The organism is Adonisia turfae CCMR0081, from assembly GCF_011009555.1.
Classification (GTDB): Bacteria; Cyanobacteriota; Cyanobacteriia; order Phormidesmidales; family Phormidesmidaceae; genus Leptothoe; species Leptothoe turfae.
Window position 1 is genome coordinate 6,273,093 of record NZ_QXHD01000004.1, and the last position, 15,090, is coordinate 6,288,182.

Below are 15,090 nucleotides of genomic sequence, written 5' to 3' on the forward strand. Positions count from 1 at the left end.
ATCGACTGCGCTACCGCCTCCAATACCGACTACTGCCTGTATCCCCTCATCTCTGTAGGTTTTGCAAATGCCGTCAATGAAAGCAGGTGTCGGTTCCCCGGTGCAGCTGATAATTTCGTAGGTTAGCCCAACTTGTTGGAGGCTGGCCTCAATTTGAGCTAGCTTGCCCGTTTTTTGCAGAGACTGCCCACCAATGACGAGCAACAGTCGCGACAGCCCTCTCTTTTTTAGCCAGGAAGGGATTAACTGTCGTTTGCCAGCCCCAAAATAAATTGGGGGCACTTTGGCAAAGCTAAAGTTTGCAAATACCATGGAGTTTCTCCAGTTGCCGTTTAAGGAGCAATGACGTTGTAAGGCTTACCCTGCCGAGGCTGAGCCATCCAAGGAGCAACGGTTTCACGCCAGGTCAAATAATGCTCGGTTTGCTTATGGGCAGCAGCCCCTTCTGCGGTTTCGTAAGCCTCGTAGAGCATAAATTTGGTTGGCTCATCTGGATCCTGCAAAAAATCGAACCTGATGTTAGCCATTTCTTGCACTGAGCCAATATGGTTTGCCTTTGTGGCCGCAATGAAATCATCCACATGTTCTGGTTTTACAAACACATGAACGCAGGTTACAACCATAGATGTCTCCTTATGGGGGTGAGTTTTTAGAGGTGCGCCGTGAATAGTGAGTCGTGAATAGCGAGTTAGAGTACGACCACTCACCGCTCACTGTCCTATCCAAAATTTTGCTCTTTATACCGATATTCAGCTGATAGCAGTAACCTGGTGCAACAAAAGTTGCAAAAACTTACCTGGCCAGAGCTGAGAACCTAAAACTTTATGACAGCGACGTTTCTGTATAGAGGCTGGCGTTACGATCGCAAAGCAATCCTCATTGTTAGTTTTCATGGCTTCTCAACTCACCCTCAATCTGGTTCAAGGTTCGGTTCAGTTTAGTTTTTCCGTCGCGGCTGCCCAAGAACTGAAGTCAGCCTTAGTGACCCTGACCCAAACTCTGAAAACCTCCGCAGCTGCTGCGGTGGGTGCGGGTAGACCTAAGCCAGTTAAACCAACAGAATATCGCCACACTGGGGATGTATTTTTGGAAATTTTCTGTAATCCTAATATTTGGCCTAGCCCTTTTGCCGCCAAGCTTTTAATTACCGTGCGAGACGAGCACATACGCCTGACGACCGAGGCTGAGCTAACGCGCATTATTGAAGATGTGAATCTTTATTTAGAGGCGAATGATGGTTAGCCGCCCACTAATGTAAATGCCGCCCAATTAATGGGGGCAGGGTAGTTATCGAGCATTGATAGCATCGCCTGGCGTAAGGCTTGGGCGCTGTCTTCGCCTGCCAAGCGCTGCCCATAGAAGTGAAGCATCAGGGCTGAGGTGGCTTCATCGGGCACTTGCCACAGCGAAACCATGACCCTGGGCACTCCTGCTGCCAAAAATGAACGCGATAGGCCGACCACGCCATCGCCTGTGATCCGTCCTCGCCCTGTATCACAGGCGCTAAGCACCACCAAGTCGGCACTGAGCTGGCTGTCTAAAATCTCTCTGGCGGTTAGAAACCCATCGCTTCCAGGTCCAAGCTGATCATTGGGGCCAGGGGCCAGGGCCAGTGATCCTTCTAAAGGGTTGGTTTCATTAAAGAACCCGTGGGTGGCCAGGTGAATCAGCCGGGCTGATGACAATGCTTGCTGAATGGTGGGCTCAGTAGCTTGATCTCCGATGATGGCTTGGGTGTTGAAGAGATTGGCAATTTGTTTGGCCTCATCCCGTGCGTAGGGTAAGGGCTGTAGGTTGGCTGGCATGGGAGACGGATCGCCTACAATCAGCATATCGTCGGCTTGGGAGAGAGCGTTGTTGGTTGGTTGTGCTCCTTGTAAAACTTGGATTGCAGGGGCTGTGAGAATTGTGTGATGCTCGATTAAATAACTGTTGTCTTCTGCCTGTAACGCTGGAAAAGGGACTAAAAAAAGTTGTTCTTGCGGTATAAAAAAGATTCTTGCGGTTGGTTCGCTGGGCAGCAAATCGGCAATGGGTTCAATTAATAAATCATGCAATTCTTTCCAATACTGCCGTTGTTGCAGAACAGGGGCAAATGCTGAAGTTGTCACCTGATAGACGTCACTCAGGGGGACCACTGGATTGGGCAGGACAAAATCGGGGTGGCTGAGGGTAACGGTTTGAGCCTGGGGATTGATGGCGGTGACTTCATAGGGGGGCCAATCTGTGGGTTCTCCTTCACGGCGTACCTGATCACCGGGGCGAATTGCTGAAGAACGCAGGCCGCTGCGATCGCGACTCGTCTCAACCAAAGCTGCGATGGAAATATCCTTCCCTTTGAGGTCAACCTGCCGAAAGTTCACCTTCCCCGTGGGCTGCACTACCCAAATATAGAGGCTTTCCGCAGTTCCCCTTTGTTTGCCCTGCACCTTAAAACTCGCATCAGGGACTAAGGTATATTCCACCAGGGTTGCTTGCTGTTCCTGGGCAATGGTTTGAATCTCCTGAAGAGAAATTTTGGTGGTAGGAATCTGGTCAGAACGCTGAGCCAGTAATTCCACAAATGCCTGGGCCCGTCCCCGTTCAGCAATTTCTAGGGCTGCTTCCGGTTTGTTTTTGGCTACCAAAATCTGTTGCAACAGATTATAGGTGAGCACATGGGTATCAAATAGCGAGATATTGTACTGATCTTGACTGGGGCGCAGTGCTTCTAATGTGCGAATAGCGGATCGTAGTGTAGCCTCCGCTTCTGCTAGCCGGTTAGCCCCAAATAGGGCATGGCCTAGATTATTTAGGGTGCGACCCTGGCGACGTGGATCATCAATGGCGGTTGAAAGGCGAATGCTACGAGAGTGCAGTTCAATCGCCTGGCCATAGTCATCAAGTTCTTCATAAGCCAGTCCCAAGCCGCTGAGGGCGTCGACTTCCAGACCGGTATTGCCCACGGTGGTTGCCAGGGTCAGGCTTTGCTCATAGTTCTGAATGGCCTGGTCTAGCTGGCCTTGGGCATGAAAAGCTGTACCTAAATTGTTCAAGGCATAGCCGATGCGCAGGCTGTCATGGAGGGATTGGGCAATGGTTAAACTTTGTTGGTAAAGCTTAATGGCTGCTGGGTACTGCCCTTCTGTGGCGTAGGTAGCGCCTAAGTTGTTCAAGGCGGCACTTTCCTGTAGTGGATTGTCCAGGTCTTTTGCCAGTGCCAGACTGCGCTGATGTAAGGCAATGGCCTGGTCAAAATCTCCTAGGGATTCATGGGCGTTCCCTAAGAGTCCCAGTACCCTTGATTCGCCCAGTTGATCGCCCTGGTCCTGCATCAGCGTTAGGGCCTGTTGGTACGTGGCGATCGCATCTAAATACTGCCCCAATGCTCGCTGTGCAATGCCTTGATTTCCTAAAGACTGAGCCTGGAGCCTGGCAGCCATGGCAGGCTCGTCTACCTGAGCTGCGCTGTCTAGAGCCCGGCTAGCTAAGGCAACAGCGGCTCGATTTTGCCCCAGGGCAAGATGGGCTGCGGCTAAACCATTGAGGGTGGCGGCTTGGTCTGCGGGGCGTTCGTAAAGGGCTAGGGCTTGTTGCCAGGTTGCGATCGCAGCCTCATACTGGTGATTCCCATACTGCTGCCGACCCAGGACAAAAAGCTCAACAGGACTCTGCGCAAAGGTCACTACGCTTTGAAATGTAAGTAACAGTCCTAGCAAGACGCCCAGAAATAAGCGGCTTGTCCTCTTGAGCCGCCGGTTAGCAAAGAACATCATGGTCTGCTAGTTACGTCATCTATTGATATAGCTGGTGATGATATAGCTGGTAATGGATCGGATGCCATATCCAATGACTGTTCAATCTGTTCAATGGGGATGCTGCTTTGATCTGTTTCCCCATTGTTTTCTTCTAAACAATCCCCCAATAGTTGGGTGACACCGTCCTCCTGAGTGACTGTATCTGCATCACAGTCTTCCGCAGTTCCCCGTAGCGCCAGGAGATTGTCAGCATCGCTCTCTGTTGCCACGGTTTCTCCGTCTTCTGTTTCTTCTAAATTATCTGTGTCCGCCGTGGAAAATTCTGGTCCAGACGGCTCCGTTGGCTGATGTCCGGGTCTGGGTCCGGGCGTTGACCCCGATCCGGGACCGGGCACCTCTGGCACAAAGGGTTCATTGAAAAAGGCTGTGGCTAAGCTGCCATCACCTGTTAGCTGGGCAATAGCGCCATTGGTTCCACTGGCGTCACTGGGAAATTCAGTGTCGCTAAAGAGCGGTGTAAATCCACTCACCGTAGCCTGAAACGATGAACCCTCAGGGTTAATGGTGATCGTGACATTGTCGGCATCAGGTCCAACAAAAAATGGTGTCGACGTTACGGCTGCTGTCCCTGAAATGTCGTAATCATCGTTGTTTGTGGCTATGCCTGCGCCTCCATGGTGAATGCGAATGCGTCCCTGTTGTCCATTACCTGGACTCGTGGCAACACTCACTGGAATCAAAATTTCAATCTGCTGGCTTAAATCAATCTGGCTAAAGGCATCAGCATCAACCTCTTGTAAAAAGGCAATCAGGTCTGCATCTTCAACCGGATTAAGGGTAATTCTGACGGATGCATTGGAGACATCTGTAGCCTGAAACAGACCTGCTGCAGAGATATCTACGCCACCACTGCCAGCAGAGATGGTTTCCACCACCGTATTGCCCTCAGTGGATGTGAGCACCACCTCACTGTCGTTTTGAAACCCGCCACCTGCATTGAGCCGTCCGGTTGTTATTTCACTACCTGTAATCACAATATCGCCGCTATACTGCGCTACGGTATTGACATCTCCATTTAGCGTCACCGCACCAGGCGCTGAAAGAATGACCGGTCCCCCATCTGGCTGATTACTACTGGTATCAATGTCGCCATTGATTGTGATACTTGCCGGGCTGGTGCCTGCACCCGTTGCTACAAAATCAGTATTGAGATCGGGCAAGCCTAACTGAGGGACATTGGCCGTATTTTGCAGGCTGGTTTCTCCAGCTCTCAAAATCAAAGCTGGGGTTGTTGCCAAAAGCGAGTTATCAGAAATCAAAGTTGGTACGGGAAACGGATTTTCAACCAGCAGGAACGAGTTGCCAGATGAGGGATTCTGTCGCATTAAGCCAATGCTCAAGGTATAGCTGCCATTGGCAGGAATCACAGTAGAAAATGTCTGGGCACCCGTTGACGCATCACTGGGAGAGATAAAAATCCGTGGGAAGTTTTCAAAATTGTTGGATGTTGGGTTTAAGCCGGGTGAGTCACTGGTTGCTAGTTCTGTGGTGGCGGTTCCAGTCAGCGCCACAAAGGCAAAATCGTCAGCCGTATCAAAATTCCCGGTTAGCCTGGTGACAAAGTTCCAATCAAAAGAGACTGTGTCTCCTGCCTCAGCATTAAAGGTGGTGGTGATGGCGCTGCCTGTACTGGCCGTACCATCGCCTAGTCCGTCTAAGCTACCAGCGGGTAACCCTAAAAAAGTTTCTAACTCAGCTTGGGTGGCTGCATTAGTCCCATTGGCAATATTGAGCGCTATCTGGGACGGAGCAATGTCAGGGCCAAAGCCAAACTGTGACGTTTCAAAGGAAACATCGCCTATGCTTTCCCACTCCAGGATCTGTGGCAATGTGGTGTCTGGTCCTGTGATCGTGATGTCACCATCGACGGTAATGCTGCCTGTGGCTTCAACCTTTAGCGCAGGCCCACTGTAGCTCCCAAAAGAGACATTGCCATCAGCGCTAATGATCGGGTCGTAGAGACTGATAAAGTTTGCGGACTGTTGCTCAAGGGTCGTAAATTGAACATCGCCTGTGCTACCAATGTGGGCATCTAAAGAAATCTCACCATTGCTAGCTAGCACCACATCACCTCCGGTAATAGAGGTTTGATCGTTATACAGCGCTAGGATGTCGATGCTGTCATCCCCTTGGATGGTTAATCTACCGCCAGCATCCAGGTTGAGGGGCTGTGATGCACTGTCGGTAATATGAACGTGCTCTCCGATCAGGGTTGCTGCTTCGGCGGTGTTTACCTGACTACCAGGGAGATGCAGGTTGTTCTGAGCCACTAGAAGAGCCGTTTGGCCGTTGACTTGGCGCAGGATGCTGTCGCCTGGTGCGATCGCAATGTTACCTAAAGCCACATTGCCCTCAGCATCAACGGTAATGGCAGCTGCTTGTTCTGCCATGCCTCCAGTTAATAAATCTGCCAGCGAAACCGTTGTGCCCCCTAACTCCTCAGGTAATGCTGCAGTGGTTAAGTCTAGTCGCAACAGACCCTCCTGTAGGGCAACTGTCCCTGAATCTTGGCTCAAGACCTGCACAGCCCCATTAACCGATTGCAAAGACCCTAAATCAATGACTGTGCCTGCTGCTAACATTAAGCCGCCATCAACAGATAAATCTGCCAAGTTAACGATGGCACCCGATGCCTCAGAAAACGCTAAACCGCTAGGCGCGCCCCCTAACTCCTGGATTGTATTTTCCCCGGTGATATCGAACCATTGATCGCCAAAGCTAAGACCATGGGCCGTAGTTGCTGTAAAAGTAGCGGGTAAATCGAGGCGAGCATTAGGACCAAACAGCACACCAGCTGGGTTAATAATAAATAGATCGGCAGACCCACCCGTAATGGTCAATAGACCATCGATAGTCGAGCTATTACCGCCAGTAACGTGACCAATCACTCTCTGCACAGCTGGATTGGCTAGGAAATCAGCGGTGGCATCTGGGGGCACATTAAACTGCTCAAACCCATAAAATAAGTTTGAACCCGCCTGCTCACCGCCACTAATGGTAATTTGAGCGTTATCAACTTCCACATTAGTGGCACCCTCAGGGATGACTGCCTGAGCTAACAGGGTATCTGAGATCCTTGTTTCAACCTTAGCAACGTCTACCGGAGACGCCAGGGGATCTACCAAGGCAATAACGGGGGGCGGGGTCGCCAGGGGAGTGACAAAAACCATGGAGGCTTGATTTTCAAGTTACCCCAACATTTATAACCCAAGGCATCTAATTTCGTTGAATACCTTGAGTTATCACCGGATTTAACTATAAATTTTTAAAAAATTGCTACACGACCTCTACATCAATAGGGCCATCAGTAGCCGCCGCCTGCGGTGGCGGCTGAGGCTGGAACTGGAACATGGTATAAACCACATTACGACGAATGCCAGTCATCATGTCCAAAAAGACCTCATAGCCTTCGCTCTTATATTCAATCAGCGGATCTTTTTGACCATAGCCACGTAAACCAACCGTTTCGCGCAGGGCATCCATCTGTTGCAGGTGCTCACGCCATAGGGTATCTATCTGCTGCAGAATAAAGAATCGCTCTGCTTCACGCATCAGACCTGGCTTCATCTTGTCCACCTGGCCTTCTTTGATGTCGTAGGCAATATGGACTTGCTCTCTCAAGAAGGTCTTGATTTCTCCCATGGAGAGATTTTCTAATTGGTCAGCAGTTAAGTCTTCGAGCAAATAGATAAACTCTTTAACTTTGCCAACAATATTTTCGAGGTCCCATTCTTCTGAAGGCAACTCAGGGTTGATATAGGCATCGACAATGTCATCCATGGTCTGTTCGCCATAGCCGATGACCAGTTCCTTGAGCTTGTCGCCCTCTAGCACCCGACGGCGTTCCGCATAGATGGCACGACGCTGGTTATTCATCACCTCGTCGTATTCAAACACCTGCTTACGAATGTCGTAGTAGTAGGTTTCTACCTTTTTCTGTGCGCCTTCTAAGGAGCGAGTCAACATACCCGATTCAATGGGCATGTCTTCCTCTACTCGGAAAGCATTCATCAGGCCAGCAACACGGTCACCGCCAAAGATACGTAGTAGGTTATCTTCCAAGCTTAAGAAAAACTTAGTGGAACCGGGGTCCCCTTGACGACCGGCACGACCGCGCAACTGGTTGTCTACCCGACGAGACTCATGACGCTCAGTACCGATTACGTGTAAGCCACCTAACTCAATTACCTTGTCGTGCTCAGTGTCAGTAAAGGCTTCATATTCAGCCAAAATTAGCTTGTAGACATCCCGTAGCCTCTGAATGGCTGGGTCTTCTGTAGGCGCTTTCTCGGCAGCGGTGGCAATTTTATCCTCGGCACCCAGCTCAGATAGACTCTGAGGTCCGTAGGTCTTAACGGCAAAGGCTACCGCATCTTTCAATGCCTTTTCAGTTTCGTTAGACAGATCAGTGGGGAAGATTTCAGGCGAAGCCTTCCAGGTTTTTTGTTTCTTACCGTTGCTCTGGAATCCTTTGGCACTGGTTCTACTACCACCGGCGGCGGCCACCTTGGCCACACCAAATCCTTGTTCATCCTCAGGGCGGACAATCTTGGGCATGAAAAATTCTCGGATCTTGAGGCGTGCCATATAATCACTATTCCCGCCGAGAATAATATCCGTACCCCGTCCTGCCATGTTGGTGGCAATGGTAACCGCGCCACTGCGACCTGCCTGGGCAACAATTTCTGATTCCCGTTCAACGTTTTCTGGTTTAGCGTTGAGCAGGTTGTGGTCTACATTGAGCTGTTGTAAAAGCCCTGATAGCAGCTCTGACTTTTCAACACTGGTGGTTCCTACCAGAACCGGGCGACCGGTTTCATGCATCTCTGCACATTCCTGGGCGAGCGCTTTCCATTTAGCTGGCTCTGTTTTGTACACAACATCCGATTTATCGTTACGAGCAATCGGGCGATTGGTAGGAATAATCGTGACTTCGATATCGTAAATCTTTTCAAATTCAGCTTCTTCTGTCTTAGCCGTACCGGTCATCCCCGATAGCTTGTCATAGAGCAAGAAGAAGTTTTGGTAAGTGATGGATGCCAAAGTTTGAGTTTCTGGCTGGATAGGGACATGTTCTTTAGCCTCAATGGCTTGGTGCAGACCATCACTCCAGCGACGACCCGGCATTACCCGACCAGTGAATTCATCGACAATGACGACTTCATCATTACGAACAATATAGTTAACGTCTTTAACAAATAATTCTTTTGCTTTTACGGCGTTAAATACAAAGTGAGCCCAGGGATCTTTCGGATCAAATAAATCCGTGACTTGTAGAAGGTTTTCTGCTTTTTCAAACCCTTCATCAGTGAGGAGAACGTTACGTGCCTTCTCATCCACCTCGTAGTCCACTTCGGTTTCTAGCTGGCGGGCCAGGTCTGCCGCTCGTTCGTATTTTTCTTGAGGACGATCTACCTGACCTGAAATGATTAGCGGTGTACGAGCCTCATCCACCAAGATGGAGTCAACTTCGTCAATGATACAAAAGTTAAACGGGCGTTGTACCACTTCCTCAATGGAAGAGGCCATGTTGTCCCTCAGGTAATCGAAGCCAAACTCGCTATTTGTGCCGTAGGTGATGTCACAAGCATAGTTTTTACGCCGTTCTGATGGGCTCATGCCCTGCTGAATCAGACCCACTGATAGCCCTAGGAAACGATGAACCTGCCCCATCCATTCGGCGTCGCGGCGAGCCAGGTAGTCGTTTACTGTAACGATGTGCACACCTTTACCAGATAGGGCATTTAGGTATGCAGGTAGGGTGGCTACCAGAGTTTTACCTTCACCCGTCTTCATTTCAGCGATCTGGCCATCATGAAGCACCATGCCGCCAATCAGCTGTACGTCATAATGACGCATCCCCAAAACCCGAGTACCCGCCTCACGCACAACGGCGAAAGCTTCAGTGAGGAGATCATCAAGATCCTCACCATCCTTAAGGCGCTGCTTAAATTCAGCAGTTTTACCCCGCAATTCCTCATCTGAGAGGGCCTTGATTTCCTCTTCCAGGAGGGCGATCTCTTTGACGTCAGGTTGATAGCGCTTGAGCTTACGGGCGTTTGGATCGCCTAAAAGTCGTTTCAGCATGTCTGGGCAGTAAACGGCGAGTGTGGGTACTATACCCCGATACCTATCTTATCTAGATATCCTAAGCCGATAAACCCCCTACTTGGGGACGGTTTACCTCACTCGTAAATACATTGATTTTGATTGTGTCAAGGCTGTGCTCAATAGCGCCATAGTTTCAGACACTGTGGCAAGCTAGGTCGAGGGTGCTCTGTAGGAGTGAAAGCAAGTGCGTTTTTGGTCAATTGGTCTGATCAGTGGGCTCATGGGGGTTACCCCTGTAATGGCACAGTCTATCGTGCCTACGGACATGACTCAGGTTGAGCAACGGGCAAATGAGTACAGCATCACGGGTGGCCAACAGTCTGCTGATGGTTTAAATCTGTTTCACGGATTTGAGAGTTTTAATCTGGATGAGGCTGAACGGGCTAGTTTTTGGGTGCCTGCAGGTGTTGCTAATGTTTTAGGACGGATCAGTGGTGGGGATGCTTCATTAATCAATGGCCAACTACAGCTTTTAGGCAGCAACGCCGATCTATTTCTGCTTAACCCTGCGGGCATTATTTTTGGTGAGCGTGCCACCCTGGCTTTGCCGGGGAGCTTCTTAGCGACCACGGCAGACGGGGTAACGTTCGATAATGGCACCTTTCCGGTCCTTGGTTCAGTGGACTATGGTTTGTTGGTAGGTGAACCCACCGGGTTAGAGTTCTGGGCTGGAGCTGCTGGCATTATTTTGAATAGCAGTGATTTAACTGTTGATCCAGAAGCTTCGCTATCCTTAGTCGGCAGTAGTGTGACTAATACTGGTGATCTGAGTGGCACCAGCGGTTCTATCACTCTGGCGGCAGTGCCCGATAGTCACTACGTCCGTTTGAGCTCGGCTGGCTCAGTGTTGTCTTACGACCTTGCTGCGCAACACATTATCAGTGGTTTTAACCCGTTAGACTTGCCCACTTTGTTGACAGATGTTTCTGTGGCATCGGCAACAGGATTGGTGGTGAATGCTGATGGCAGTATTCAGCTGGCAGGGGCAGATATGGATCTCTCTCTCGGTACAGTGCTGTCTACCGGAGATATCAGCTTAGAAGGCGGTAATGTGCAACTCCTGGGGGAGCAGGTGGGGCTATTAGCAGGGACTGTCAATGTGTCTGGTACCCAAGGGGGTGGCAATATTTGGTTGGGGGGTAATCAAGAAGGCACAGGCCCCCTACCCAATGCTCGAGCTGTTTATGTTGCGCCAACGGTGGAGCTCAGCGCGGATGCTCAGGATAGTGGCTCCGGTGGCAACATCATTATCTGGTCAGAAGAGAGTAGTCGCATTTATGGGGCAATTTCTGCAACGGGTGGCTCCCAGGCAGGGGATGGAGGGTTTATAGAAACCAGCAGTCGTGGTTTTTTGGAGGTGACTCAAGCCCCGGATGTATCCGCTGCACAGGGTCGTGCTGGTTTGTGGTTGTTGGATCCGTTTGATATTGAGATTCGTAATAACGGTGGTAATAATGTGAACCTCCCTGCCGCAACTCCGTTTGAAGCGACGGGGTCGGTGGCCATTTTAGACATTGGTGTGCTCAATGCTGGTTTAGCCAATGGCAATGTTGTTGTTGCAACCACCACTAATGGGGGGACAGCCGCTGGAAATATTACTCTGATTGATCCGTTGGTCTATTCAGCTCAGCCTGGAGCCACGTTGGAACTGTTGGCGGCTGGCGATATTAGGGTTCAGGCTTCCATTACGCCCGGTGATACCTCTGGTCCCCTCAACCTGCAGTTACGAGCTGATACGGACAATCAAGGCAATGGTGTTGTCGAGATTGCTAGCAATGTTTTAGTCGACACGTCGGGGGGCGCGTTATTGCTTCAGGGCAATGGCGAGCAGACTGTTTCAGCGGCGGGTGTTTCATTGTTGGCAAATAGTTCTCTCCAGACCCGTGGTGGCAATATCACGATCGCGGGACGGCACAGCAATAATTCAGGTGTCTTGGTTGGGGCCAATACTTCGATTGATACGGCTGGTACGGCTGGAAATGGAGCGATCGCAATCAATGGAGTGAGTCAAACGGGCATTGGCATTGATTTAGGCGGCACTCTGACCATTAGCGACCAATTGACCTTGGATGGTCAAACAGGCAGCTCGACTCAACCCGCTGTCCGATCGACATTTGCGTTGATGGATAATCGGGTATTGGTGAATGCGGTCGGTAATGTTGAGTTGGATTCCATTCAAGCTGCAACGGAAATTGACATTACAACCGATGGATTGTTGCGGGTGACGGGCACTAATAGCGCTGGTCAAAGCTTAGTGACGACGGCTAATAACGGCAACATTCGTATTCGCCACGGGGGAGGAGGGCAAACGCCTTTTGTTGTGGGTAATGCGGCAGTGAATGGAACGGCAGGTGCGATCGCAACTAGCACCAATAATGCCATTACCCCCGTCAGATCATTCCTTGACAGCTTTTCCCAAGGCAATATCAGCATCGTGACAGCGGGCAGCACGAATCCAAATGATTGTGTGAATGACTGCAATGATTTTGACGATGACGATTTTGATGATGATTTTGGAGACAACGACTTTGGTGATGACGGTGCTTTAGACGACTCTTCTAGCCCCCTCAGCATTGCTGGCGATGAGGATGGCGACGACGTCCAGGACAATAATGATTTTGATGACGACTTCGAAGATGACGACTTTGACGACGACGACTTTGACGACGGCGACTTTGACGACGGCGACTTCGAAGATGACGACTCGGAGGAGACCGCAGACTCAGATGATGCTGAGGATGAGGACGACGATGAGAACGACGACAGCGACTTTGACGATGATGAGTTTGCCTATGGGGATGACTTCTCTGTTGATGTTTTAGAGGATGCTGAAATTACCGCAGAAAAACTCGATGGCAAAGAGAAAGTTCTAACCCAAGAATATTCTCAGTACTTGGGGGTGGAATCTGAGCCCAACTTACCCTTGCCAGAAGTTCAGCAAAAGTTGGGGCAGGTGGCGATAGAAACTGGCTATACCCCAGGCATCGTATACATCGACTTTGTGCCTGATGATCGCGCTCAAACAAAGCAGGTACTGGAGCTAAACCAGGATAATTATCTGTTAGAGCTCGTTTTAGTGACTCAGAATGGTCCCCCCCAGCGTTTGCTCATCGACACCACCAAGGCAGATGTGCAAAATATTGTTGCTCGATTTCATCGAGGGGTGACTAATGTGACATTTGGTCGTCGCTACCTGCGTTCAGCTCAAAAACTACACAACTGGCTGATTTCACCGTTGGAGAGTGCACTTAGTGAACAGGAAATCAGTCATTTATCATTTGTATTGCCCTCTGGGTTGCGATCGCTACCGCTAGCCGCCCTACATGATGGTGAAACCTTTTTGATTGAGCGTTACAGTTTAGGCATTATGCCCAGTGTCGGCCTCACCAATATTGACTACAGCGATATTAGGCCTGCTGAGGTTTTAGCGGCAGGAGCCTCCACCTTTTTAGAACAGCCTGCCCTACCTGCGGTTCCCTTAGAACTGAGGACCATTGCCGATACTCTCTGGCCAGGACGATTTTTCCTCAATGAATCCTTTACCCTGGAACAGCTCTTAGCCAATCGTCAAAGTGGCGACTACGACATCCTGCACCTGGCCACCCACGGAGAATTTCGTGCTGGTAATCCCAGTAATTCCTACATCCAGTTATGGGATCAGCGCCTTACCCTTGATCAACTTTCTCGCCTCAGCCTTGATAATCCACCGGTAGATTTGCTGGTGCTCAGTGCCTGTCGCACAGCCCTCGGCAGCCGAGAAGCGGAGTTGGGCTTTGCTGGCTTAGCAGTCAAGGCAGGGGTGAAAACCGCCATGGCTAGCCTCTGGCGAGTCGATGATGTGGGGACGGCTGGTTTAATGACAGAGTTTTACTCCAATTTACGCACCAGCACCATGCGCGCTGAGGCATTACGCCAGGCTCAGCTGGCAATGCTACGGGGCAATGTCTCAGTGGATGCCGGACAACTGGTCTGGACAGGTGGCACCTTAGTCATGCCGCCGATCTTGGCCGATGAAACGGGACTCGTTTTAAGTCATCCCTTTTACTGGGCTGCATTTACCCTCGTTGGCAGTCCCTGGTAGATGGTAATCTGTATTCCCCGATACCAAACTATTTGATGGTAAATATCAGTGGATTTGATGGTGGCTGTGCTTGAGTCTATGTATCGTGGTACCACCCCATTGTCTTAGCTTTTTGCGATTATAGCTTTTTTACTATTCCTGTTTGTCTTTAAAGACAGACTGGGTAGGTAATGTTCTTTTTTAGCTTCATACCTATGGATTTTCGGTCTGTTCAGTTTTGCTATACCGAAACGCTAGCAACAAAAGATCTAGAGCAACTTAGAAATCTCTTTAATCACTCTGCTTTTTGGGCTGCGGGGCGACGATTTGAGGATTTAGCTAAAGCCATTAGCTATAGTTGCCCTGTGGTGGTCGCCTGGCATGATGATCGGCTAATTGGCTTTGCTCGGGCCACATCTGATGGTGTCTATCGTGCCACTATTTGGGATGTGGTCATCCATGATGACTATCAAGGCGCTGGCTTGGGGCGTAAATTGGTGGAAACAGTTTTAAGTCATCCCCATATGAGCAGCGTAGAACGGGTTTACCTGATGACAACCAACCAAAAACAATTTTACGAACGTGTCGGGTTTATAAAAAATGAGACCACCACAATGGTGCTAGTGAATCAGCCCATTGATGGCAGTCTGTTGCGACAGGCTGAAGCGGCTGTCCAAAGATCTTAGCCTTGCGCTTACCCTCCTTCAGCTTCGATTTTTTCGCGGCTATCGTCCCAATAGGCGCTGTAGGTCCATTCTTCTTTGGAACCCTTGTCCAAAATTTTCCATCGATAGATGGCTTTATCTGGATTGACGCCTACCTCAATTAACTTAGCGCCCATATAATATTCCGTCTGCTTTTTGGTGCGTGCTTTGAGAAATTCAGACTGACTTTTAGAAATGATCTTGGTTATATGGGCCTGTGTAGGTTTCTTTCTTACCATTTGTGGAGTTGATCTGCTTTCTAAGAAAAGGATGCAAAAACGTTAGTATTTGGCTGGGGGCTGCGGCGGTGGCGCATCGGGGCGCGGTTCAGAGGCACCATCGTTAGGGGCGGCGGGGCGAAAATCAGTATAGCTTCCTTCGTTGGCGTCTGTAGGGCGAGGACGAACATTAAGGGGAG

Annotated in this window: 9 protein-coding genes; 3 read left to right on the forward strand and 6 right to left on the reverse strand. The window is 50.0% G+C overall.

Annotation, left to right across the window (positions count from 1 at the left end):
- Positions 1-312: iron-containing alcohol dehydrogenase (locus tag DXZ20_RS30675; RefSeq protein WP_163703669.1), on the reverse strand; the 312-nt coding region annotated here is incomplete at its 3' end.
- A gap of 20 nt (positions 313-332) precedes the next feature.
- The gene (locus tag DXZ20_RS30680; RefSeq protein ID WP_163667673.1) at positions 333-623 is read right to left on the reverse strand and encodes an antibiotic biosynthesis monooxygenase; all 291 of its coding nucleotides are present in this window, start codon (positions 621-623) and stop codon (positions 333-335) included.
- A gap of 268 nt (positions 624-891) precedes the next feature.
- Between DXZ20_RS30680 and DXZ20_RS30685 the strand changes: the two genes are divergently transcribed.
- The gene (locus DXZ20_RS30685) at positions 892-1,242 is read left to right on the forward strand and encodes a hypothetical protein (protein ID WP_163702715.1); all 351 of its coding nucleotides are present in this window, start codon (positions 892-894) and stop codon (positions 1,240-1,242) included.
- On the opposite strand, the gene DXZ20_RS30690 is transcribed toward DXZ20_RS30685, so the two are convergent.
- The 3 genes from DXZ20_RS30690 to secA form a co-directional block, all read right to left on the reverse strand.
- The gene (locus tag DXZ20_RS30690) at positions 1,239-3,665 is read right to left on the reverse strand and encodes a CHAT domain-containing protein (RefSeq protein WP_163702716.1); all 2,427 of its coding nucleotides are present in this window, start codon (positions 3,663-3,665) and stop codon (positions 1,239-1,241) included. The two genes, DXZ20_RS30685 and DXZ20_RS30690, sit on opposite strands and share 4 nt — an antisense overlap.
- Before the next feature lie 86 nt (positions 3,666-3,751).
- Positions 3,752-6,967: a two-partner secretion domain-containing protein gene (locus tag DXZ20_RS30695; protein ID WP_163702717.1), complete on the reverse strand. Its 3,216-nt coding sequence runs from the start codon at positions 6,965-6,967 to the stop codon at positions 3,752-3,754.
- 106 nt (positions 6,968-7,073) lie between these two features.
- Complete coding sequence (secA, locus tag DXZ20_RS30700) at positions 7,074-9,884, reverse strand: preprotein translocase subunit SecA (RefSeq protein WP_163667689.1); 2,811 nt, start codon at positions 9,882-9,884, stop codon at positions 7,074-7,076.
- 262 nt (positions 9,885-10,146) lie between these two features.
- On the opposite strand from secA, the gene DXZ20_RS30705 reads away from it, so the two are divergent.
- Together DXZ20_RS30705 and DXZ20_RS30710 are read left to right on the forward strand one after the other, a co-directional pair.
- Positions 10,147-13,989 (forward strand): CHAT domain-containing protein, encoded by a 3,843-nt coding sequence (locus DXZ20_RS30705; protein WP_250565985.1) that lies wholly within the window; start codon positions 10,147-10,149, stop codon positions 13,987-13,989.
- A 194-nt stretch (positions 13,990-14,183) separates the two neighbouring features.
- A complete protein-coding gene (locus DXZ20_RS30710) occupies positions 14,184-14,654 on the forward strand; it encodes a GNAT family N-acetyltransferase (protein WP_163702719.1) in 471 nt (156 codons plus the stop codon).
- Between the two features lie 8 nt (positions 14,655-14,662).
- Here DXZ20_RS30710 and DXZ20_RS30715 read toward each other — a convergent pair whose 3' ends face one another.
- Positions 14,663-14,911 (reverse strand): hypothetical protein, encoded by a 249-nt coding sequence (locus DXZ20_RS30715; RefSeq protein WP_163702720.1) that lies wholly within the window; start codon positions 14,909-14,911, stop codon positions 14,663-14,665.
- Positions 14,912-15,090: the final 179 nt, after the last annotated feature.